Consider the following 21,645-nt stretch of genomic DNA (forward strand, 5'->3'; position numbering starts at 1 on the left):
GGGCTCCAGACGGTCGGCGGGTGGGCGCACCCGGTGAGGTATGCCTAACTTCTTTACGCAAGACTAGCGTTGCGAATATCGGGCGTGTCAAACCTGGGCGCAGATCGGCCCCTCCGGGCTCCCGCTCGCCGGTCGGCTCAGCGTTCGACGAGGCGGCGCAGCTCCGGCCAGGACGCCGCGAACGCGCTGTGCAGCGGCCGCTCGGTCACGGAGTCCAGACCGACCCAGGCGATCGCCTCGCTCTCCGGGTCGGTCGGGCGAGGGTCCTGCGGTCCGGTCGTGCGAGCCACCACGGTCGTGTAGGCCCAGTCCACGTGGTCGAGCACGCGCGTCGTGAGGACCTCGAGCGCGGCCGCGTCGATGCCGGCCTCCTCGACGGCCTCCCGGATCGCACCGGTCACCGGGTCCTCACCCGGAGCGAGGGCGCCCCCGGGGATGCCCCAGGTGTCGCCCTGGTCGCTCCACGCGACCCGGTGCTGGAGCACCACCTCGACTCCGGCCTCGCCGTCGGCGCGGGCCAGCAGCAGGCCCGCAGCGCCGTGCAGACCCCAGTGACGGCGTCCGCAGCGACACTCGACCCACGCGTCGCCGGCCTGCCGGTGCAGGCCCGGCCGGCCCGACATCAGTCGACGATCTCGCAGATCGCGGTCCCCGCGCTGACCCCGCCGCCGACCTCGGCGGCCAGCGCGGTGACCGTCCCGGCGCGGTGCGCGACCAGCGGTTGCTCCATCTTCATCGCCTCGAGCACCACCACCAGGTCGCCCTCGGCGACCACGGTGCCCTCGGCGACGGCGACCTTGACGATCGTCCCCTGCATCGGGGAGGCGAGCGTCGTCCCGCTCACCGCGGCCCGCGCGGGTGCTCGCCGCGTGCGGCGCTGCGCGCCCGGGCGGACGCTGCCGCGGCCCCGGCCCGGGACCAGCCCGAGGCCGGCCGGGAGCACGACCTCGATCCGCTTGCCACCGACCTCGACCACGACGCGTTCGGTGGCGTCGTCCGCCTCCGCCTCGGCGGACGCCGCGGCGTCCGGGGCCGGCCCGTCGGGTCGCAGGTCGCTCAGGCGCTCCGCGAACGCCGTCTCGATCCACCGGGTGTGCACCGAGAACGGTCCGCCGTCGGTCGGCACGAACGCGGCGTCCTCGAGCACGGCGCGGTGGAACGGGATCACGGTCGGGATCCCCTCGACCACGAGCTCGGCGAGCGCGCGCCGCGCCCGCTCGACCGCCTGGGTCCGGTCCGCGCCGGTCACGATGAGCTTCGCGATCATCGAGTCGAACGCACCCGAGACGGCGTCGCCCTCGACCACGCCGCTGTCCCAGCGCACGCCGGGCCCGGACGGCACGCGAAGCCGGGCGATCTTGCCGGGCATCGGCAGGAACCCGGCCGCCGGGTCCTCGCCGTTGATCCGGAACTCGATCGAGTGACCACGGGTCGGGACCTCGCTGTAGCCGAGCGGCTCGCCGGACGCGATCCGCAGCTGCTCGCGGACCAGGTCCACCCCGGTGACCTCCTCGGTGACCGGGTGCTCGACCTGGAGCCGGGTGTTGACCTCGAGGAACGACACCGTGCCGTCGCGGCCGACCAGGAACTCGCAGGTCCCGGCGCCGACGTAGCCCGCCTCGAGCAGGATCGCCTTCGACGCCCGGTGGAGGGTCGCGACCTGCTCGTCGGACAGGTACGGCGCCGGCGCCTCCTCGACGAGCTTCTGGTGCCTGCGCTGCAACGAGCAGTCGCGGGTCGAGACCACCACGACCGTGCCGTGCTCGTCCGCGAGGCACTGGGTCTCGACGTGCCGCGGCGAGTCGAGGTAGCGCTCGACGAAGCACTCGCCGCGCCCGAACGCCGCGGTCGCCTCGCGGACCGCGGACTCGTACAGCTCGGCGATCTCGTCGGCCGTGCGGGCCACCTTGAGGCCGCGGCCGCCACCGCCGAACGCGGCCTTGATGGCGATCGGCAGCCCGTGCTCGGCCGCGAAGGCCGCGACCTCGTCCGCACCCGACACCGGGTCCGGCGTCCCGGCCACGAGGGGCGCGCCGGCGCGCTGGGCGATGTGCCGGGCGCTGACCTTGTCGCCGAGGCTCTCGATCGCGGCGGGCGGCGGGCCGATCCAGGTCAGCCCGGCGTCGATGACCCGGGCAGCGAACTCGGCGTTCTCGGCGAGGAAGCCGTAGCCCGGGTGCACCGCGTCGGCCCCGGAACGTCGCGCGACGTCGAGCAGCTTGTCGATGTCGAGGTAGGTCTCCTGGGCACGGGCACCACCGAGGGCGAACGCCTCGTCGGCCAGCCGGACGTGCAGCGCCTCGCGGTCGGGGTCGGCGTAGACGGCGACGGAGGCCACGCGTGCGTCGGCGCACGCCCTGGCGATGCGAACGGCGATCTCACCGCGGTTGGCGATGAGCACCTTGCGGATCTCGGGCACGGCTCACCGTAACGTGCGGGTCTCGCTGCGCCCCTCCACGAGCCCGGGGCGCGGGCAAGACTGTGGGCTTCGACAAGGGCCGTGCGGGCGGGTTTGTCGCCTTCCGACCAGGGGTCACCGGGCCGTTCCATGGCAGGCGACGGCGGTGCCGCTCGGGCCCTCCTCCCGTGCGGCACCTCCGGCGCGTCGCTCCGCGGACCTCAGGCCGCGGGTGTCACGAGCCGTGCCTCACTTCGCGTGCCCGGCCATCGCGATCTCGGCGGCGTGCGCGAGCGACTCCTCGACCAGCTCGCCGACCCCCCGGCCGTCGACCGACGCGAGCCGGCTCGCGAGGGCCTCGGCGTCGTCGAGCGACGCGAGCAGCCTGACGGCCCAGTCCGGCGGCGGGTCCGGGATCGGGTGCTTGATGAGGTGACCCTCGATCGCGAGGTACTTGTCGAGCAGCTCGCGGATGATGTCCGCGAGCGTCGGCGCCTTCGTCAAGTAGATCCCCGCGCCGCACCCCGACGGGGCGTCGCCGTACTGCGGGTCGTCGTAGTACGTGTCGTAGTCGTAGGCGTCGGAGTAGTCGAACGCCTCGCGTGCGCTCACCCGGCCGTTGCCGTTCGCGTCCGGCTGGTGGGCCAGGCTCGCGCCGTAGGCGGTCGAGCCGTTGACCGACTCGAACCAGGCCCGGGCCCACTGGTCGAAGTGGGAGTCCCCGGCGCTCACCTTGTCGGCGGGGACCGCGCTCGCGAAGGAGGTCCGGTCGGCCCGGCTGTGGTCGAGCGTCGGCTGCAGGAACGCGCCCGAGTAGCACTGCTCCATGGTCACCACGAGGGTGCCGAACGGATCCATGCCGTCGAGCATCGTGGACCACTCGGCCGGCGTGAGCACCGAGGTCGAGTCGATGCACAGGCCGGACGGTGCGCCGTGGTTGTTGGTGTGCACGAAGAGCAGGCTGTCGGCGTTCATCCGGCCGCCGATCGTGGTCAGCGTCGACTGCAGGCTCGCCTTGGTCGCGGCGCTGGAGACGTTCATCTGGTACGGCGTCCCGTCGCCGACCCAGGTGGCCATGTCGGGGCCGTGGTAGTCGGTCGAGTCGATCGTGCCGTCGAAGCACAGCACGTAGACGTTCGACGCCGGGAAGCCGAACCGGTGGCACAGCACGCGGTAGGCGAACTCGATGTCCTCGACGTGGCGCCGGTTGCTGATCTGGCTGGTGAACAGCAGCGCGAACCGGTTGTCGTCGACGAGCCACGGGTGCTGCGGGACCGTCGACCAGTCGAACCTGCTGTAGAGGCTCGCCCGCGACTCCGCCATCGCCAGCGGCTCGTGGAAGTACTCGGGCCGCAGTCGTGGGTCGGCGACCTCCGGCGGGAACAGCGCCTCGGCGGTATGGACGATCGCGCCGTCGGCCGGGGAGTGGAACAGGTACCGGCACGGGTGGCCGAAGTTCGCTCCCGGCATCTGGTCCTCGAAGACCAGGATCGAGTCCTGCGGGACCTCGATCCGCCGGTCGACGAGGCTGAGCACGTCGCCCTTGCGCATCATCCGGGGCACGACGCCCAGGTGGTGGGTGGCGGCGTCATCGGGGGTGAGGGCCGCGAAGGCGTTCGCGCGTGCGCGTTCGAGGGTGTGTTCGTTGAGCTTCCTGCGGGGGTCCTTCATGAGCTCCTCCTCGGAGCCTCAGGGCGGTGCGAGGTCCGCCCGCCCTTCCGGATCGACCGCGACGACCCACGTCTCCGGCAGGCGGCCGAACACGGGCGGGCGGTCGGCTGGGACGGTGAGCACCAGCTCACCGGACTGCGCATCGACCAGCGCATATGTGCACGGGTGCAGCCAGTTGGCACCCGGCATCTCGTCCCGGAACACCAGGAGTGCAGGGCTGGTGAGGGAGTGCGTACGGGGGCCGACGACCACGTCGCCGGGCTCGCGCACCTCACGGTCCACGTAGACGACAGCCGGGCCTGACGGCCCCAGCGTCCGAGTGCCGAGGTCGACCGCTCTTCCTGCGTCGACGAGCATCGCGTGCTCCTTACGGCTCTGCACCGCCAGGATCACTCGCGGGAGGGTCGGCGGCAAGGCGTGGGCCTGGTTTTTTCCTGCGAATGTCGTGGGAAATGCCTGCTACGTGTCGTGCCGCCACTCGTCCCGCAGCACGGCGTACACGTACTCGTCGGTCCACTCGCCCTTCCAGAACGCCGCGGAGCGGTGCTCCGCCTCGCGGCGCATGCCGACCCGCTCGAGCAGCCGCGCCGAGGCCGTGTTCCGGGCGTCGCAGTCGGCGACCACCCGGTGCAGGCCGGCGCTGAACAGGTGGTCGACGAGCGCGTCGAGCGCCTCGGTGGCGTAGCCGCGGCCCTGCGCCGCACCCGCGAACGTCACGCCGACCCGCGCCTGCTCGCCGTCCGGGTCGACCCGCACCGCGAGGTCGCCGACGTGCTCGCCGTCCGCCTCGACCGCGAGCTGGACCCAACGCCCCGGGCTCACCGGGTCGCGGCCGGCCACCTCGGCGACGAACGCGCGTGCCTGTGCGAGCGTGAACGGCGCGTCCCAGCTCTGGTACCTGGCGACCTCGGGCTCGGAGCGGTAGGCCGCGAGCGTCCGGGCGTGCTCGGCCGTCATCGAGCGGATCACCAGGCGCGGGGTCCGCAGCACGAAGCCCGTCCGGCCGGCGGCCGTGGTGGCGCCCGCGGTGGCACCGGGGCTGCCGGCCCACAGCGACGGCACCGTGACGTCGAGCCGGCCGAGGAGGTCGCGCAGCAGCGGCAGGCTCAGCCCGACGACGGTGTGGTGGTCGCCCTCGAGGCCCGTGACGAACGGCCCGCCGATCCCGTCGATCGTGAAGGCCCCGGCCACCGCCAGCGGCTCGCCGGTCGCGACGTACGCCTCGATCTCGGCGTCGGAGAGGTCGGCGAAGTGCACCACCGTCGACGCCGTCGCGCCGACCTCACCGGTCGCCCCGTCGCGCTCGTCGACCAGCCAGTGGCCGGTGTGCAGCACACCGCTGCGCCCGCGCATCCGCCGCCAGCGCGCGATCGCGTCCGCGGGGTCCGCCGGTTTGCCGAGTGCCTCGCCGTCGAGCTCGAGCAGCGAGTCGCAACCGAGCACCACGAGGTCGTCCGGCAGCTCGGTCCCGTGGTCGTCGTGCGGGACGTGCTCGAGCGTCGGCAGCACCGCGTGCGCCTTGGCGCGGGCCAGGGCGAGCACCGCGTCGGCCGGCGGGAGGGCCGCGCCGGCCTGCTCGGCCGCCGCGGCCAGCACCGCGTCCTCGTCCACGCCCGAGACCCGCACCACGGGCTCGATGCCCGCCGAACGCAAGGTCGACAGGCGTGCGGGCGAGGCGGAGGCGAGCAGCAGCGTCGTCACGGGCCCAGGCTAGGTCGTCACGCGGTAGGTGCCGCGGCCGGTGCGAGCGCGTCGCGCAGCACGTCCAGACCGACCGACCCGAGGGCCAGCGCCGTGGCGTGGAACTCCTTGAGGTCCGGCTCGAGGCCCTGAGCGCGCCGTGCCGCGGCGGTCTCGTCCCGGATCGTCTCCCACAGCCGCTGGCCGATCTTGTAGGACGGCGCCTGGCCACCCCAACCGAGGTACCGGTTCCACTCGAACCGCACGAAGCCCTCGGGCATGTTGACGTTGGACTTGAGGAACTCGTACGCCTTGTCCGCGTCCCAGGTCCCGCCGCCCCAGCGCTCCGGGCACGGCTTGCCGAGGTGCACGCCGATGTCGAACACCACACGCGCCGCCCGCATCCGCTGACCGTCGAGCATGCCGAGCCGGTCGCCCGGGTCGTCCAGGAAGCCCAGCTCGGCCATCAGGCGCTCGGCGTACAGCGCCCAGCCCTCGCCGTGCCCGCTGACCCAGCACGCCAGCCGGCGCCACGAGTTGAGCGTGTCGCGCAGGTAGACCGCCTGGGCCACCTGCAGGTGATGGCCCGGCACGCCCTCGTGGTAGACGGTGGTCTTCTCGCGCCACGTGTTGAACGTCGTGACCTCCGGCGGCACGGACCACCACATCCGACCCGGCCGGGAGAAGTCGTCCGACGGGCCGCTGTAGTAGATGCCACCTACCTGGGTCGGCGCGATCCGGCACTCCAGGGTGTGCAACGGCTCGGCGATGTCGAAGTGCGCGCCGTCGAGCGCGTCGATCGCCGCGTCCGCGGTCTCCTGCATCCAGGCCTGCAGCGCCTCGGTGCCCCGGAGCGTGCGCGTCGGGTCGGCGTCCAGCACGGCGATCGCCTGCTCGACGCTCGCTCCGGGCCCGGCGATCTCGGCCGCGACGGCCTCCTGCTCGGCCACCACCCGGTCGAGCTCGGCCAGGCCCCACTCGTACGTCTCGTCGAGGTCGACCGTGGCGCCGAGGAACAGGCGCGACCAGAGCTGGTAGCGCTCGCGGCCGAACGCGTCCTCGGCCGGGGCGAGCGGCGTGAGCTCGTCGCGCAGGTACGCGGCGAGCTCACCGTAGGCGGCGCGCGCCGCGGCAGCACCGGCCTCGAGCCGGGACGCCAGCCCGGCCGGGTCGTCGGACTGGGCGAGCGCCTGCTCGGCTGCCGCGCCGCGCACCAGCTTGGTGAAGAAGGACTCGGACCCGGCGAGCTCGTCGGCCTGGCGCGCGCACTCCCGGACCTGGCGGATCGCCGCGACCCGGCCACGCGAGGCGGCCAGCTGCAGCGACGAGACCACCCCGGCCATCGTGGTCGGCAGCGCCTCGAGCCGGGACGCGACGTTGCCCCACTGCTCGGCCGTGTCGGTCGGCATGAGGTCGAAGACGTCCCGCAGGTCCTGGACCGGCGACGCGATGTTGTTGAGCAGGCCGAGGAGCTCGTCCGCCTCGTGCAGCTCGAGCATCAGGCCGAGGCGCTCGCGCATCGCGGCGACCGTGACCCGGTCCGTGTCGTCGACCGGCTCGGCGTCCTCGAGCTGGGCCAGCGTCTCGCGCGCGGCGCGGGCGCCCGCCTCGTGGCCCGCGGGCGACAGGTCCGGCATGAGGTGGTCGTAGCCGGACAGGCCCATCACCGTCGCGCCGAGCGGGTTGAGCTCGGCGAGGGTGAGCACGTACTGGTCGGCGATCGCGTCGATCGCGCTGGGGGTCCTGGTGGGACGGGCGTCGTCAGTCATGGCCACGACCCTAGGGCCGCGCGGCCGGCCGGTCGTCCGGTTTGATCAGCGCAGGCTCCAGCGCCACGCGTCGCCCCCGCGCGGGGGCGTGCCGGACAACCGGTGCACGGCGTCCCGCCAGCGGCGCCGGGCGTCGGTCTCGGACTCGTCGAGGTCGGCCACCGCGCGCACCGCGGCTCCCGCGCTCGCACCCGCCGCCAGGCCTGCGACCAGCGCGGCCAGCTCGAGCTCGTCCGGGGCCCCGCGGACCACCCTCACCTCGGGCGTCACAGCGGGATGTTCCCGTGCTTCTTGGCGGGCAGCGCGGCCCGCTTGGTGCGCAGCGTGCGCAGCGCCCGGACCACCTGCGTGCGGGTCTGCGACGGCGCGATCACCGCGTCGACGTACCCGCGCTCGGCCGCGTCGTAGGGGTTCACCAGGGCCTCCTCGTAGTCCGCGACGAGCCGCGCCCGCTCGGCGTCGACGTCGCCGCCCGCGTCGGCCACGGACTTCAGCGCGGCCCGCTGGAGGATGTTCACCGCTCCGGACGCGCCCATCACGGCGATCTGTGCGGTGGGCCAGGCGAGGTTGACGTCCGCGCCCAGCTGCTTGGAGCCCATCACGATGTACGCGCCGCCGTAGGCCTTGCGCGTGATGATCGTGACCAGCGGCACGGTCGCCTCGGCGTAGGCGAAGATCAGCTTCGCGCCGCGGCGGATGATGCCGTTCCACTCCTGGTCGGTGCCCGGCAGGAAGCCCGGCACGTCGACGAAGGTGAGCACCGGGATGCCGAACGCGTCGCAGGTCCGCACGAACCGCGCGGCCTTCTCCGCCGCGTTGATGTCGAGCGTGCCGGCCATCTGCAGCGGCTGGTTCGCCACCACCCCGACGGTGTGGCCCTCGACGTGGCCGAAGCCGATGATCACGTTCTGCGCGTACAGGGGCTGGACCTCGAACAGGTCACCGTGGTCGAGCACGTGCTCCACGACCGTGCGCATGTCGTACGGCTGGCTGTCGGAGTCCGGGACGAGGGTGTCGAGCTCGAGATCCTCCTCGGAGACGTCCAGCGCCTCGGGGCGCTCGACGTCCTCGGGCCAGACCGGTGCGTCCGAGAGGTTGTTGGACGGGAGGTAGCCGAGCAGCGTGCGCACGTAGTCGATCGCGTCGTCCTCGTCCGTGCCGAGGTAGTGCGCGACGCCCGAGCGGGAGTTGTGCGTCTGGCCGCCGCCGAGCTCCTCGAAGCCGACGTCCTCGCCGGTGACCGCCCGGATCACGTCCGGACCGGTGATGAACATGTTCGAGGTGCCGTCGGCCATGACGATGAAGTCGGTCAGGGCGGGGGAGTAGACGGCGCCGCCCGCGCTGGGTCCGAGGATGAGCGAGATCTGCGGGATCACGCCGGAGGCCGCGACGTTGCGCCGGAAGATCTCGGCGAACTGGGTGAGGGCGGCCACGCCCTCCTGGATCCGCGCGCCGCCGCCGTCCAGGATGCCGATCACCGGCATGCCGGTGCGCAGCGCGAGGTCCATGACCTTGGTGATCTTCTGGCCGTGCACCTCGCCGAGCGAACCGCCGAACACCGTGAAGTCCTGGCTGTAGACGGCGACCGGACGGCCGTCGACCGTCCCGTGGCCGGTGATGACGCCGTCGCCGGAGATGCGCCGTGCGTCCAGGCCGAAGTTCGTCGAGCGGTGCCGGACCAGCGCGTCGAGCTCGGTGAAGCTGCCCTCGTCGAGCAGGGTCTCGATCCGCTCGCGGGCGGTCTTCTTGCCCCTCGCGTGCTGCTTGGGAGCGGTGGCCTCCTCGGTCGCGGCGATCTCGGCGGTGCGGCGTTCGAGGTCGGCGAGGCGGTCGGCGGTCGTGGTCGTGGCGCGCACGGACTGGTCGGTCACTCGCAGCAGGCTAGTTGTCGGGACCCGACATCCTGAGTGTGAATCCCGACCGTGTCGTCCTGGTCCGTTGTGCTGGATCGTACAAACCGGCATCGAACGGTGCTGCGCGGCTCCGAGCGTGCCGGGCAGCCCGACGGGCTAGCGTGGCGACATGGATCTCGGTGCGCGGGACCTCGTGGAGCGGCTGGTCGCGGTCGGGGCCGGTCGGGTCGAGGTGCGGGGCGCGGTGGGCTCGACCAACACCGAGCTCGCCGAGGCGGTGCGGGCCGACCCGGAGGCGTGGCCGGACCGGTCGGTCCTGGTGGCGGCCCACCAGCAGGCGGGCCGGGGGCGTTCCGGGCGGACCTGGACCACACCACCGGGCGTCGCGCTCACCGCGTCGGTGCTGCTGCGTCCGGACGTCCCGGCCGAGCTGCTCGGCTGGCTGCCGCTGATCGGTGGGCTGGCGGTCGCGGCCGGGCTGCGTGACCTCGGCGCGGCCGCCGAGGTGAAGTGGCCGAACGACGTCCTGCTGCCGGCCGAGGGCGAGCTCGCGGGCTGGGGTGCCTACCGCAAGGTCGCCGGGGTGCTCGCGGACGTGGTGGCGGGCGACCGGGTCGCGGCCGACCAGCAGGTGCGTTCGGTGGTGCTCGGGTTCGGCGTGAACGTCTCCCAGGAGGCCGACCAGCTCCCGGTGGACAGTGCCACGTCGCTGCTGCTCGCTGGGGTCGCGGTCCGCCGGGACGACGTCCTCGCCGCGGTGCTGAGCCACCTGGTCGCGATGGACGAGGCCTGGCAGGCGGCCGGCGGCGACGCGACGGCCGCCGGGCTGACCGAGGCGTGGCGGGCGATGTCCGCCGCTCCGGGGGAGGTCGCCGTCGAGCTCCCGGGGGGCGAGCGGCTGGTCGGCGTGGTCGCAGGGCTCGCGCCGGACGGAGCGCTCCTGGTCGAGGCCGCCGGGCAGGTGCGGGCGGTCCACGCGGGGGACGTCCGGATACGCCGGACGTGACCCACCTCACACGGCTCGCTCCGCCGGGGGCTAGCCTGACGGGGTGGCCGAATCGCACGACGCCGGGCTACCCCCCGACCTGGTCGCCGCGCTGGCGGCGCTCGACGACGCGCTCCTCGGCGGCCCGCGTGACCTGACCGTCGAGGACGTGGCGCGGCTCGCGCACGTCCGCGAGGACGAGGTGCGGACCTTCTGGCACGCACTCGGCCTGCACCTGCCGGGCGCGGGCGAGGCCGGGTTCACCGCGGCGGATGCCGAGGTCATCGGCGCGTTCGTCGGTGCCAGCCGGGAGTTCGACCTGCGTCCCGACGCCGGGGTGTCGCTGGTCCGGGCGATGGGTCACTCGGTCGAGCGGCTCGTCGCGTGGCAGTCCGAGACGATCATCGAGCACCTGGTCGGCAGGTACGGGATCCGGGACAGCGAGGCCCGTCGGCTGCTGCTCGACCGGATGCTCGTGGTCAGCGGTCTGCTGGAGAAGGGACTGGTGCACGCCTGGCGCCGGCACGTCGCGGCGATCGCGCTGCGCACGGCCGCCAACGCGGACCTCGCCGCCCCGGACGACGACGAGCTGCCGCTCACCCGGGCGGTCGGGCTCGCCGACGTCGTCGGCTTCACCACCCGCACGGCGCACCTGGGCGCGGCGGCGCTCGCGGAGTACGTGCAGGGGTTCGAGGCTCGTGCGCGCGACGTGGTCACCGAGCACGGGGGACGGGTGATCAAGACGGTGGGCGACGCGATCCTCTTCGTCGCGGACGACCCGGCGACCGGTGCCGAGGTCGCGCTCGGTCTGGTCAGGGCGTTCGGTCCGGAGACGGACGCACCGCTGCGCGCCGGGCTGGTGTGGGGGCGCGTGCTCTCCCGGTTCGGCGACATCTTCGGGCCGTCGGTCTCGCTCGCGTCGCGGCTGTGCGACGAGGCGGGCCCGGGCCGCGTGCTCGTCGACGAGGTGACCGCGGCCAACCTCGCCGGACGGTTCCTCCTCGAGCCGCTCGAGGCCCGTGAGGTCGCCGGGATCGGAGAGCTGCGACCCAGCCTGCTCATCGCCGAGGGGTGACGGACCGGGCCGCTCGGCGTCAGACCGGCTCGATCAGGTGGGGGCCGTCGTTGCGCACCGAGCTCACGTCGGTCGACACGGGCACCGCGGTCAGACCGGTCGGGGCGTCGCCGAGCAGCGCGAGCGCGTCCTGCGGGGTCCGGTCCGGGTCGAGCCACGCGGACCAACGGTCCGGCGTGACCAGCACCGGCTGGCGGTCGTGCAGCGGTCCGATCACGGGGTCGTCCGCGGGCGCACCGCCGGTGACGATCGTCATCGACACGAGCCAACGGTGCGGGTCGTCGTCCGCGCGGGTCGGGTCGCGCCAGAACTCGTAGAGGCCGGCGAACGCCAGGAGGCCGCCGTCCGCCGGGTGGATCCAGTGCGGGGTCTTGCGGGTGCTCTTCGGCGCGCCCGCCGGCGGGTCGGTCCACTCGTAGTAGCCCTCGGCCGGGACGAGGCAGCGGCGTGCGGCGAGCGCCTTGCGGAAGGCGGGCTTCTCGGCGAGCGTCTCGATCCGCGCGTTGATCATCCGGGAGCCGACCGACGGGTCCTTGGCCCAGCCGGGGACCAGGCCCCAGCGGGCGAGGCGCAACGACCTGACCAGGTCGCCGTGCGTGCCGTCGGGGAGCTTCTCGGGCCGTTCGACGACGATCCGGACCGGGTCGGTCGGGGCGAGGTTCCAGGACGGCGGGAGGCCTGCGGCGTCCTCCGCGACGTCCTCGGGGTCGACTCCGAACGCGTCGGCCAGGTCCTGCGCCGCGCGGAACGAGGCGTAGCGCCCGCACATGGCCCCAGCATGGCGCGCGGCACCGACGCGCGCCGCGCCGGATCGTGGGATTGCGATGTCGAATCGATACGACGCGGGCCATACTTGTCCCCGTGCCCCATGAACCCGCCGGCTCGGCCGTGCCCGCGCGCGGTCGCACGGCCGTGACGGGCGCGGCGCCTCGCGGCGGGACCGCGCTCTTCGTCTTCCTCACCGGGACGCTCGCGATGCTCCCGGCCGTGTCGATCGACATCTACCTCCCGTCGCTGCCGCGGGTCGCCGAGGACCTCGGCACGACGGTGGCCGGCGCGCAGTTCACCGTCACCGGGCTCGTGATGGGCCTCGCGGTCGGCCAGCTCGTGATGGGCCCGTGGTCGGATCGAGTGGGCCGCCGCACGCCGGCGATCACCGGCCTCGCGGCTCAGCTGGTCCTGTCGCTGCTGTGCGCGATCGCGCCGTCGATCGCGGTCCTCTCGGCGCTCCGGGTGCTCCAGGGGTTCACCGCGGCGGCCGCGAACGTCGTGTCGATGGCCACCATCCGGGACCGGTTCACCGGTGCCGACGCTGCCCGGTTGATGTCCCGGCTCATGCTCGTGATCGTCGCGGCGCCGCTGTTCGCGCCGACGATCGGCTCGTTGGTCGCTGCGCACTGGGGCTGGCGTGCCGTCTTCGTCGTCGTCGCCGGGGTCGCCGCGGTCGTGCTCGTGATCGTGATCGTCGCGCTGCCCGAGACCCTGCCGCCCGAGCGTCGGCGCCGGCAGCGCCCGCTCGCCCTCGCTCGCGGCTACCTGGCCCTGCTGCAGGACCGACGGTTCATGGCGTTCGCGATCATCCCGGGCCTGGCCCAGGCGGTGATCATGGCGTACGTCTCGGGCTCCTCGTTCGTGCTGCAGGAGCAGTTCGGGCTGAGCGCGCAGTCGTTCGCGTTCGTCTTCGCGCTCGGCGGCATCGCGATCGTGATCGGCACGCAGACCAACGCGGCCCTGGTGCGCAGGGCCGGACCCGCGCGGCTGCTGCGCTCCGCCGCGCCGCTCGCGGTGCTCGGGGCCGGCGCGATGCTGCTGGTCGCGCTCGCCGACCTCGGCCGGGTGGCCGCGCTGCTGACCCCGCTCTGGCTGACCCTGATGATGCTCGGGTTCGTCACGGCGAACGCCTCGGCGCTCGCCCTGAGCCGGCACGGCGAGCGTGCCGGGACGGCCGCCGCGACGATCGGCTTCCTGCAGGGCGGGGTCGCCGGCGCGATCGGCTCGACCGTCGGGCTGCTCGGCGGCGACGCGGTCGCGATGTCGTCCGTGATCCTCGCCAGCACGTTGCTCGTGACCGGGGTGCTGGCGTTCGCGACGCCCGCCTACCGGCGGGACGGTTGGATCGCGATGGGCGCGGACCCCGAGGCGCTCGCGGACTGAGCCGGGACCGATCCGGGACCGATCCGGGACTGAGCCGGGACGGAGCCGGGACTGGCCCGGGACTGAGCCGGGACGGAGCCGGGACTGAGCCGGGACTGAGCCGAGGCGGACGGGCGCGGGGCCGTTGGCCTGCTCGGCGCGCATGGTCGCCCGGGCCGGCCGCCCTACCCTGTGCGCATGGAGCGCTGGCAGCAGGTTGCCCGAGCCGCGGGGCTGGTCGGTGCCGACGGGGTCGTGCGGCCGACGGTGTTCGCCGAGATGAGCGCGCTCGCCGTGGCCACCGGCGCGATCAACCTCGGGCAGGGCTTCCCCGACACGGACGGCCCGGCACACGTGCGCGAGGCGGCCGTCGACGCCCTGCGCAGCGGCCGCAACCAGTACCCGCCGGGCGGCGGCGAACCGCTGCTCCGTGCGGCCATCGCGACCCACCAGGCGCGCTACTACGGCACGGACCTCGACCCGGCCACCCAGGTGCTGGTCACCACAGGAGCGACCGAGGCGATCGCGGCGAGCCTGCTGGCGCTGGTCGGGCCCGGCGAGGAGGTGCTCACGCTCGAGCCGTTCTACGACGCGTACGCCGGCGTGCTCGCGATGACCGGCGCCCGGCACGTCACGGTGCCGCTGCTGCCGCAGGAGGGTCGGTTCGCCCTGGACGTCGAGCGGCTGCGCTCGGCCGTCGGTCCGGCCACCCGGATGATCCTGCTGAACACCCCGCACAACCCGACCGGGACGGTGCTCACCGACGACGAGCTCGCCGCGGTCGCCGCGCTCGCCGTCGAGCGGGACCTGCTCGTGGTCACGGACGAGGTCTACGAGCACCTCGTGTTCGACGGTGTGCGACATGTCCCGGTCGCGACGCTGCCCGGCATGGCCGGGCGCACCCTGACGGTCTCGTCGGCAGGCAAGTCCCTGTCCCTGACCGGGTGGAAGGTCGGCTGGGTCACCGGGCCCGCGGCGCTGGTGAGCGCGGTCCGCACCGTGCAGCAGTACCTCACCTACGCGTCCGGTGCGCCGTTCCAGCCGGCCGTCGCAGCGGCGCTCGCGGACGACGACGGCCGCACCGAGCTGTGGTTGCGCGACCTCGCGGCCTCGCTCGCGCAGCGGCGCGACCTGCTGGTCGGGGGCCTGCGGTCGGCCGGGTTCGACGTGGTCGTGCCCCAGGGCACCTACTTCGTCGTGGCCGACGGTGCACCGCTCGGCTTCGACGAGGGCGTCGAGCTGTGCCGGCGGTTGCCCGAGCTCGCCGGCGTGGTGGCGGTGCCGGTGAGCGCGTTCTGCCGGGCGGGCTCGACCGCGGACCGTGCGCTGAGGTCGCGCGTGCGCTTCACCTTCGTCAAGCGCGCCGAGCTGCTCGCGGAGGCCGCCGACCGGCTGGGCCGGCTAGCGGGCTGACGCAGTCCGGCGACGCGCCGCGGCGATCGCGGTCACCAGGCCCGCGGCCAGCAGCAGGCCGACGAGCGCGGTGAGCGCCGCGACCGGCGGTGGCGAGGACGCGGAGAGCAGGGCGCCCGGCGCGGGGCTCGGGGTCGTCGCGCCGGAGGCCCGCAGGTCGGCCGCGTAGGAGCTGGTCGGGTAGGACGACGCGAGCGGGACGCCGTCCTCGCCGTCGCCGGCGAGCGTCACCAGGGTGGTGCCCTGCAACGCGAACCAGCGGGCGCGCTGGGGTTCCTCGACCAGGTCTCCCTGCCCGTCCCAGCTGACCAGGGCGCCGGCGACGACCGGGTCGCGCTCGGCACCGGTGATGGTGGGCGAGCCCGCGACCAGCTCGATCCGTAGCAGCCCGGCGGGGAGTCCGTTGTCCGTCCACGGGACGACCCAGCCGGTCGTCGGGGTGATCACGGCGGCGTCTTCTGCGCCGTCGATCCACGCGTCGTCGAACTCGTGCACCGCGTGCGCCGCGGTGAGCCCGAGCCGGCTGGGCTCGAGGGCCTCAGCGCCGGAGAGGGACTTCGCGAGGTACGGCAGGCCGTTGACCCGGGCGAGCGCGCTGACCTCGGGCGGGACCTGCTCCTCGGCGTGCGCGGGCGCGGCGACGAGGAGGGTGAGCAAGGTCGCCAACGCGACCAGCACCGTCCGCACCCCGCACCTCCTGGGCGCAGGGACGGCCCTCGCCCCTGCCCGACGACGGTACGAGGCCGCCCGGCTCGATCGCGAGCGCCGTGACCGTCCTGGTGCCGGGTCGTGACCGAACTGTCATCCCATGTCTGAGACGGCGCGTGCGGCGGCCTCGACCCGCGCGACATGAGCGGCCCAGCCGGCCGCATCGCGGTCCGGGAGGTTCGGCGCCGACGGGAGGTATCCGATCGCGCCGTCGAGCCCCTCGCGCAGGATGTCCGCCTGACCGGCGTGCCGCGCCATGTCGACCAGGAGGTGCACGGCGACGGCGTGGAGCGTCGGGTGCCGCCGCTCGGGCGACCACCACGGGACGGTGCCCACCGTGTCCAGCGGCAGCGCCGCGAGGGTCGCGTCCGCGTGCTCGGCCGACCGCCGGAACAGGTCCAGCACGTCGTCGGTCGACTCCTCGGCCGGGACCCACAGGTCCGCGTCCGGGTCGTCCGGGTGGAGGTCCCACGGCATCGGGATGCCGGACGGCCGGTCGAAGCAGTCCCCGAGGTAGCCGAGCTGGATGCAGGCGACGTGCTTGACCAGCCCGAGCAGGTTCGTGCCGGTGCCGACCAGCGGGCGGCGGGTGTCGTACCCGGAGAGTCCGTCGAGCTTGGCCAGCAGGACCTCGCGCTGGCCGGTGAGGTAGCGGTGCAGGGTGTCGGAGGCGTCCATGGGCCCAGCCTCGCCCGAGGCGCCGACACGCGTCGACGACAATCTCCGCGGCGCGGCTCGCGGCGCTGCGGGCGGGGTCTCGGTGGGACCGCGTGGGGGTTCGGTCCCGGGTGCGCGGGACTACGGTGGAGCCGACCTACAGGAGGCACCGTGACCCGCACGCCCGTCGACCCGACGACCACCCCGGCCTGGCAGGCCCTCGCCGCGCACCACGCTGCGCTCTCGCCGGACCTGCGGGGCTGGTTCGCAGCGGACCCCGCCCGTGCTGACCGCTTCACGCACACCGTCGCCGACCTGCACGTCGACCTGTCGAAGAACCTCATCACCGACGAGACGCTCGACCTGCTCGTGCAGCTCGCCGAGCAGGTCGGTCTGGCCGAGCGGGTCGAGGCGATGCTCACCGGCGAGCGGATCAACATCACCGAGAACCGTGCGGTGCTGCACACCGCACTCCGCCGGCCTGCGGGCGCCACGCCGGGCCTCGTGGTCGACGGCCAGGACGTCGACGGCGACGTGCAGGCCGTGCTCGACAAGGTCTACGAGTTCGCCGAGAAGGTTCGCTCGGGCGCGTGGACCGGTGTCACGGACAAGCCCGTCGCCACCGTCGTCAACATCGGTATCGGCGGTTCCGACCTCGGTCCGGTGATGGCGTACGAGGCGCTCAAGCCGTACGTCCAGCCCGGTCTGGAGGTGCGCTTCGTCTCGAACATCGACCCGACCGACCTGGCCGAGACCGTCGAGGACCTGGACCCGACCACGACGCTGTTCATCGTCGCGTCGAAGACCTTCACGACCCTCGAGACGCTGACCAACGCGCGCCTGGCGCGCGCGTGGCTGTGGCGGCGGCTGGTCGAGGTCGGTGCGATCGAGGACACCGACGAAGCCCGCACGGACGCGGTCGCGCAGCACTTCGTCGCGGTGTCCACGGCGCTGGACAAGGTCGCCGAGTTCGGCATCGACCCGTCCAACGCGTTCGGCTTCTGGGACTGGGTCGGCGGGCGCTACTCGATGGACTCGGCGATCGGCACGTCGCTCGCGATCGCGATCGGCCCGGACGCGTTCGGGCAGATGCTCGCCGGTTTCCACGCGGTCGACGAGCACCTGCGCTCGACGCCGTTCGCCCGGAACGTGCCCGTGCTGATGGGCCTGCTCAACGTCTGGTACACGAACTTCTTCGGCGCGCACACCCACGCCGTGCTGCCCTACGACCAGCACCTGCACCGGTTCGCGGCCTACCTCCAGCAGCTCACCATGGAGTCCAACGGCAAGTCCGTGCGGTGGGACGGCACCCCGGTGACCACCCAGACCGGCGAGGTCTTCTGGGGTGAGCCGGGTACGAACGGCCAGCACGCGTTCTACCAGCTCATCCACCAGGGCACCAGGCTGATCCCGGCCGACTTCATCGCGATGGCGCACCCTGCGCACCCGCTGGTCGACGTCGACGCGCCGGGCCGTCCCGACGTGCACGAGCTGTTCCTGTCCAACTTCTTCGCGCAGACCAAGGCGCTCGCCTTCGGCAAGACCGCCGACGAGGTGCGGGCCGAGGGCACCGCCGAGGCGATCGTGCCTGCTCGGGTGTTCTCCGGGAACCGTCCGACCACGTCGATCATGGGCCCGTCGCTCACGCCGTCGGTGCTCGGTCAGCTCGTCGCCCTGTACGAGCACATCACCTTCGTGCAGGGGATCGTCTGGGGGATCGACTCGTTCGACCAGTGGGGGGTCGAGCTGGGCAAGAAGCTCGCGCTCGAGATCGCTCCCGCGGTCGCGGGGGACCGGGCGGCACTCGACGCGCAGGACCCGTCGACGCAGGCGCTCATCCGGTACTACCTCGCGCACCGGCGCGCCGTGCCCGACCTCGAGGACTGAACGGGCCGGGCGGGACCAGCCGTCGCCGGGCGGGGCGCGCGGGGCGGCCCCGCCCGAGCGGGATGGTCAGGTGCTGGGCCGGGTGACGGCTCGGCTCAGTACTCGAGCATGCGCCGGCGGCGCCGCCCGCCGACAGCCGCCGTGAGCACCGCCTCGATCGCGAAGGCGGAGGCGTAGGCGAGGTCGACCGCCTCGGGGTCGAGCAGCCACTGCACCTGCAGGCCGTCCATCACCGCCAGGACGGCCGCGGCTGCCGCGTCGACCATGGCGTCGTCCGGCGGGTCGTCCGGGTCGCACACCTCGTGCAGCGCCTCGCGGATGTCCGAGCGCAGCTGGGTGTAGCGGCCGCGGAAGTACTCCTTGGCCGGGTGGTCGTCGGTCACCGAGTCGGCGGAGAGCACCGCGAAGGTCTGCACGATGCCGGGTCGCTCGGCGTTGCGGCGCGCCGTCGTCACGAGGTGGCGGAACAGGTCGAGCCCGCCGGGGATGTGCTGGTCCGCGAGGTGCTCGACGTCGGTGCGGTCGCGGTAGTCGAGCATCTCGAGCAGCAGCTGGTCCTTGGACCCGAAGTGGTGCAGCACGCCCGCGTGGGTCATGCCGACCTGATCGGCGATCTCGGCGAGCGAGCCGTTCTTGTAACCGCGGGTGCCGAACGTGCTCATCGCGGCCCGCAGGATGTCCTCGCGGCGGCGGGCGGTCTCCTCGCGGGGCTTCTTCGCCCGCTGCGTCCCCGACGTGGCCATGGCCGAGATCATATCGTGATCCGACTTGGTTACTGACCTGTAAGCAAGTGTGGTTGACTGTCGCTCGCGACATCGACGTCCGACCTCAGAGGAGCCCTTGGTGACCACCGCTGCGCCGACCACGGCCGGCCCGGACCTGGCCGATCTCGTGGCGCGGCTCGACCTCGAGACGAAGGTCGGGCTGCTCACCGGGGTCACGGCATGGCGACTGCGGGCGGTCGAGGAGATCGGGCTCCGGTCGCTCGTGATGTCCGACGGCCCCGCCGGCGTGCGCGGGACCGGCGAGGACCCCTCGGAGACCTCCGTGTCACTCCCGTCGCCGACCGCGCTCGCGGCCACCTGGGACCTCGACCTCGCCCGGCGTGTCGGTGCGCTCTTCGCTGCCGAGGCGCGGCGGCACGGCGTGGACGTGGTGCTCGCACCGCAGGTCAACATCCAGCGCACGCCGGTCGCCGGGCGCCACTTCGAGTGCTACTCCGAGGACCCGCTGCTCACGTCCTCGATGGGTGGTGCGGTGGTGCGCGGCATGCAGGACGGGGGCGTGGCCGCCTGCCTCAAGCACTTCGTCGCGAACGACTCCGAGACCGACCGCACGACGTACCTGGCGACCGTGGACGAGCGGACCCTGCGCGAGGTGTACCTCGCGCCGTTCGAGCACGCGGTGCGCGAGGTCGGGGTCTGGTCGGTGATGGCCGCGTACAACCAGGTCGACGACGGCGTGCTCGCCGCTCCGGCGACCGAGCACACCCGTCTGCTGCGTGACGTGCTGAAGGACGAGTGGGGCTTCGACGGGGTCGTGGTGAGCGACTGGATGGCCGCCCGGCGCACCGTCGAGGCGGCGAACGGCGGCCTCGACGTGGTCATGCCCGGTCCGGGTGGTCCGTGGGAGCAGCGGCTCGTCGCGGCCGTGCGCGCCGGTGAGGTGCCCGAGCGCGAGATCGACGACAAGGTCGCCCGGGTGCTGCGGCTGGCGCGCCGCACGGGCGCGCTCGACCTCCCGCCGCGGCCCGTTCCCGTCGCGCACCCGGACCTGCCGCGTGAGCTCGCGGCGCAGGCCACCGTGGTGCTGCGCGACGCCGGTGCGCAGCTGCCGCTGGACCCGAGTGCGCTGCGGACGGTGCTGCTCGTCGGGCCCAACGCGGTGGACGCCTTCGTGCAGGGCGGCGGCAGCGCCCACGTCACGCCCGACCACGTCGTCACACCGGGCGACGGGCTGCGTGCGGCCCTTCCGGACGCCGACGTCACGGTGCTGCGTGGCGGAGCCGCGCGACGCCACGCACCCGAGCTCGACCTCGCCCGCTGCGCGGACCCCGGTACCGGGGCGCCAGGGATCCGCGTCACACGGCTCGGCCGCGGCGGGGTCGAGCTCGGGACCTCCGTGGTCACCTCCTGGGACGGCTGGGACCGGGACCCCGGGCCCGGGGTCGAGGACGTCCGGGTCGAGGCCGTGGTGCGCCTTCCTGAACCGGGCGACCACCTGCTCGAGGTCGGCACCGTGGGCCGGCACCGCGTCCTGGCCGACGGTGTGCTCGTGACCGCCGACGACCGGCCGGTCGGGGCCGAGGTGGTGCTCGACTCGAGCATCAACAGCCCGGACGGCTGCCCGATCACGGTGGTCGGCCCGGCCGAGGTCCGCCTGACGGCCACCGCACAGGTCGTGTCCAGCGGGTTCGGGTCCGCGGCCCGGGCAGCGCTGCGGCACCGCCGCCCCGACGAGGACGTGGATGCGGAGATCGCCGCCGCGGTCGAGGCGGCCGCCACGGTCGACTCCGGGGCGGTCGTCGTGGTGGTGGGCACCAACGACGAGGTCGAGTCGGAGGGCTGGGACCGGACCTCGCTCGCGCTGCCGGGGCGGCAGGACGAGCTCGTCGAGCGGATCCTCGACGTCGCTCCGGACGCGGTCGTGGTGGTCAACGCGGGCGCACCCGTGCTGCTGCCGTGGCTCGACCGGGCCCGCACGGTGCTGTGGACCTGGTTCCCGGGCCAGGACTGCGGGCAGGCGCTCGCGGACGTGCTGCTGGGCGTCACCGAGCCGGCCGGACGCCTGCCGTGGACGCTGCCCGCACGCGACGCGGACGTGCCCGTTCCCGACGCGGTCCCGGTGCACGGCGTCGTCGCCTACGACGAGGGTGTGCACGTCGGCTACCGCGGCTGGCTGCGGGCCGGCACCCGGCCGGCCGCCCCCTTCGGTCACGGGCTCGGCTGGACGACCTGGGAGCACCGCGACGTGGCGGTCGGCCGGAGCGACGGGGGACTCGACGTCACCGTCCGGGTGGCGAACACCGGCGAGCGTTCGGGCAGCGAGGTCGTCCAGGTCTACCTCGAGCCGCCCGCCGGGCCGCACGGCGACCGACCGGTTCGCTGGCTCGGGGGGTTCGCTCGGATCGGCCTCGCGCCGGGGACCGAGCGGGACGTCGTGGTGCGGGTGCCCGAGCGCGCGCTGCAGGTCTGGGACGTGGCGGCGCACGCCTGGCGCACGCCCCCGGGCGACTACCGGGTGCTCACCGGCCGATCCGTGGCCGACGTGCGCCTGGTGACCACCGTCCACCTCGACCACGAGGAGGTGGGCCGGGGCTGAGCGGGCGGCCGGGGCACCCGGCCGGGGCAGGACGCTCGGCCCGCACGGGGCGAGCGAGGCGGTCACCCACGGGGACCGCTGACCGGATGAGCAGG

Annotated in this window: 18 protein-coding genes and 1 pseudogene; 6 read left to right on the forward strand and 13 right to left on the reverse strand. The window is 73.8% G+C overall.

Annotated elements, in window-relative coordinates; all coding sequences use genetic code 11:
• Positions 1–137: 137 nt before the first annotated feature.
• From OEB99_RS04255 to OEB99_RS04295, 9 genes and pseudogenes are all read right to left on the reverse strand, one after another.
• Entirely contained in the window at positions 138–623 is a 486-nt protein-coding gene (locus tag OEB99_RS04255) for an NUDIX domain-containing protein (protein ID WP_263508536.1), read from the reverse strand.
• Positions 623–2,419, reverse strand: a complete 1,797-nt coding sequence (locus OEB99_RS04260) for an acetyl/propionyl/methylcrotonyl-CoA carboxylase subunit alpha (protein WP_263508537.1) — start codon at positions 2,417–2,419, stop codon at positions 623–625. The genes OEB99_RS04255 and OEB99_RS04260 overlap by 1 nt, the downstream gene beginning before the upstream one ends.
• Before the next feature lie 228 nt (positions 2,420–2,647).
• On the reverse strand, positions 2,648–4,069 hold the full coding sequence (locus tag OEB99_RS04265; RefSeq protein WP_263508538.1) for a C13 family peptidase: 1,422 nt from the start codon (positions 4,067–4,069) through the stop codon (positions 2,648–2,650).
• Positions 4,070–4,087: 18 nt separating this feature from the next.
• On the reverse strand, positions 4,088–4,426 hold the full coding sequence (locus OEB99_RS04270; RefSeq protein ID WP_263508539.1) for a hypothetical protein: 339 nt from the start codon (positions 4,424–4,426) through the stop codon (positions 4,088–4,090).
• Between the two features lie 102 nt (positions 4,427–4,528).
• A complete protein-coding gene (locus OEB99_RS04275; RefSeq protein ID WP_263508881.1) occupies positions 4,529–5,131 on the reverse strand; it encodes a GNAT family N-acetyltransferase in 603 nt (200 codons plus the stop codon).
• Positions 5,117–5,770 (reverse strand): annotated as a pseudogene (locus OEB99_RS04280) (Maf family protein); the annotation flags it as partial. The gene OEB99_RS04275 and the pseudogene OEB99_RS04280, both read right to left, overlap by 15 nt.
• Positions 5,771–5,787: 17 nt before the next feature.
• Entirely contained in the window at positions 5,788–7,518 is a 1,731-nt protein-coding gene (locus tag OEB99_RS04285) for a DUF885 domain-containing protein (RefSeq protein ID WP_263508540.1), read from the reverse strand.
• A gap of 45 nt (positions 7,519–7,563) precedes the next feature.
• Positions 7,564–7,788 (reverse strand): acyl-CoA carboxylase epsilon subunit, encoded by a 225-nt coding sequence (locus OEB99_RS04290; protein ID WP_263508541.1) that lies wholly within the window; start codon positions 7,786–7,788, stop codon positions 7,564–7,566.
• Positions 7,785–9,395, reverse strand: a complete 1,611-nt coding sequence (locus OEB99_RS04295; RefSeq protein ID WP_411910662.1) for an acyl-CoA carboxylase subunit beta — start codon at positions 9,393–9,395, stop codon at positions 7,785–7,787. The genes OEB99_RS04290 and OEB99_RS04295 overlap by 4 nt, the downstream gene beginning before the upstream one ends.
• A 145-nt stretch (positions 9,396–9,540) precedes the next feature.
• Here OEB99_RS04295 and OEB99_RS04300 point away from each other — a divergent pair, with 145 nt between their 5' ends.
• Positions 9,541–10,377, forward strand: coding sequence for a biotin--[acetyl-CoA-carboxylase] ligase (locus OEB99_RS04300; protein ID WP_263508544.1), 837 nt, complete (start codon positions 9,541–9,543; stop codon positions 10,375–10,377).
• A 43-nt stretch (positions 10,378–10,420) separates the two neighbouring features.
• Positions 10,421–11,431 carry an adenylate/guanylate cyclase domain-containing protein gene (locus OEB99_RS04305; protein WP_263508545.1) on the forward strand — a complete coding sequence of 337 codons (1,011 nt, stop codon included), beginning with the start codon at positions 10,421–10,423 and terminating at the stop codon, positions 11,429–11,431.
• A gap of 19 nt (positions 11,432–11,450) precedes the next feature.
• Here the strand turns inward: OEB99_RS04305 and OEB99_RS04310 are convergent, their stop codons facing one another.
• Positions 11,451–12,200: an SOS response-associated peptidase gene (locus OEB99_RS04310; protein ID WP_263508546.1), complete on the reverse strand. Its 750-nt coding sequence runs from the start codon at positions 12,198–12,200 to the stop codon at positions 11,451–11,453.
• 92 nt (positions 12,201–12,292) lie between these two features.
• Between OEB99_RS04310 and OEB99_RS04315 the strand changes: the two genes are divergently transcribed.
• Together OEB99_RS04315 and OEB99_RS04320 are read left to right on the forward strand one after the other, a co-directional pair.
• The gene (locus tag OEB99_RS04315; protein ID WP_263508547.1) at positions 12,293–13,585 is read left to right on the forward strand and encodes a multidrug effflux MFS transporter; all 1,293 of its coding nucleotides are present in this window, start codon (positions 12,293–12,295) and stop codon (positions 13,583–13,585) included.
• A 177-nt stretch (positions 13,586–13,762) separates the two neighbouring features.
• On the forward strand, positions 13,763–14,977 hold the full coding sequence (locus tag OEB99_RS04320; RefSeq protein ID WP_263508548.1) for a pyridoxal phosphate-dependent aminotransferase: 1,215 nt from the start codon (positions 13,763–13,765) through the stop codon (positions 14,975–14,977).
• On the opposite strand, the gene OEB99_RS04325 is transcribed toward OEB99_RS04320, so the two are convergent.
• Both OEB99_RS04325 and OEB99_RS04330 read right to left on the reverse strand, forming a co-directional pair.
• A complete protein-coding gene (locus OEB99_RS04325; protein ID WP_263508549.1) occupies positions 14,966–15,664 on the reverse strand; it encodes a hypothetical protein in 699 nt (232 codons plus the stop codon). The two genes, OEB99_RS04320 and OEB99_RS04325, sit on opposite strands and share 12 nt — an antisense overlap.
• Positions 15,665–15,778: 114 nt before the next feature.
• Positions 15,779–16,363 carry a DinB family protein gene (locus tag OEB99_RS04330; protein WP_263508550.1) on the reverse strand — a complete coding sequence of 195 codons (585 nt, stop codon included), beginning with the start codon at positions 16,361–16,363 and terminating at the stop codon, positions 15,779–15,781.
• Positions 16,364–16,513: 150 nt separating this feature from the next.
• Between OEB99_RS04330 and pgi the strand changes: the two genes are divergently transcribed.
• The gene (pgi, locus tag OEB99_RS04335; RefSeq protein ID WP_263508551.1) at positions 16,514–18,229 is read left to right on the forward strand and encodes a glucose-6-phosphate isomerase; all 1,716 of its coding nucleotides are present in this window, start codon (positions 16,514–16,516) and stop codon (positions 18,227–18,229) included.
• A gap of 95 nt (positions 18,230–18,324) precedes the next feature.
• Here the strand turns inward: pgi and OEB99_RS04340 are convergent, their stop codons facing one another.
• Positions 18,325–18,972, reverse strand: a complete 648-nt coding sequence (locus OEB99_RS04340; protein ID WP_263508552.1) for a TetR/AcrR family transcriptional regulator — start codon at positions 18,970–18,972, stop codon at positions 18,325–18,327.
• Between the two features lie 100 nt (positions 18,973–19,072).
• Here OEB99_RS04340 and OEB99_RS04345 point away from each other — a divergent pair, with 100 nt between their 5' ends.
• Positions 19,073–21,550 carry a beta-glucosidase family protein gene (locus tag OEB99_RS04345; RefSeq protein WP_263508553.1) on the forward strand — a complete coding sequence of 826 codons (2,478 nt, stop codon included), beginning with the start codon at positions 19,073–19,075 and terminating at the stop codon, positions 21,548–21,550.
• Positions 21,551–21,645: the final 95 nt, after the last annotated feature.

The sequence above is a fragment of the Actinotalea endophytica genome (genome assembly GCF_025717005.1).
In the GTDB taxonomy this organism is placed as follows: Bacteria; Actinomycetota; Actinomycetes; order Actinomycetales; family Cellulomonadaceae; genus Actinotalea.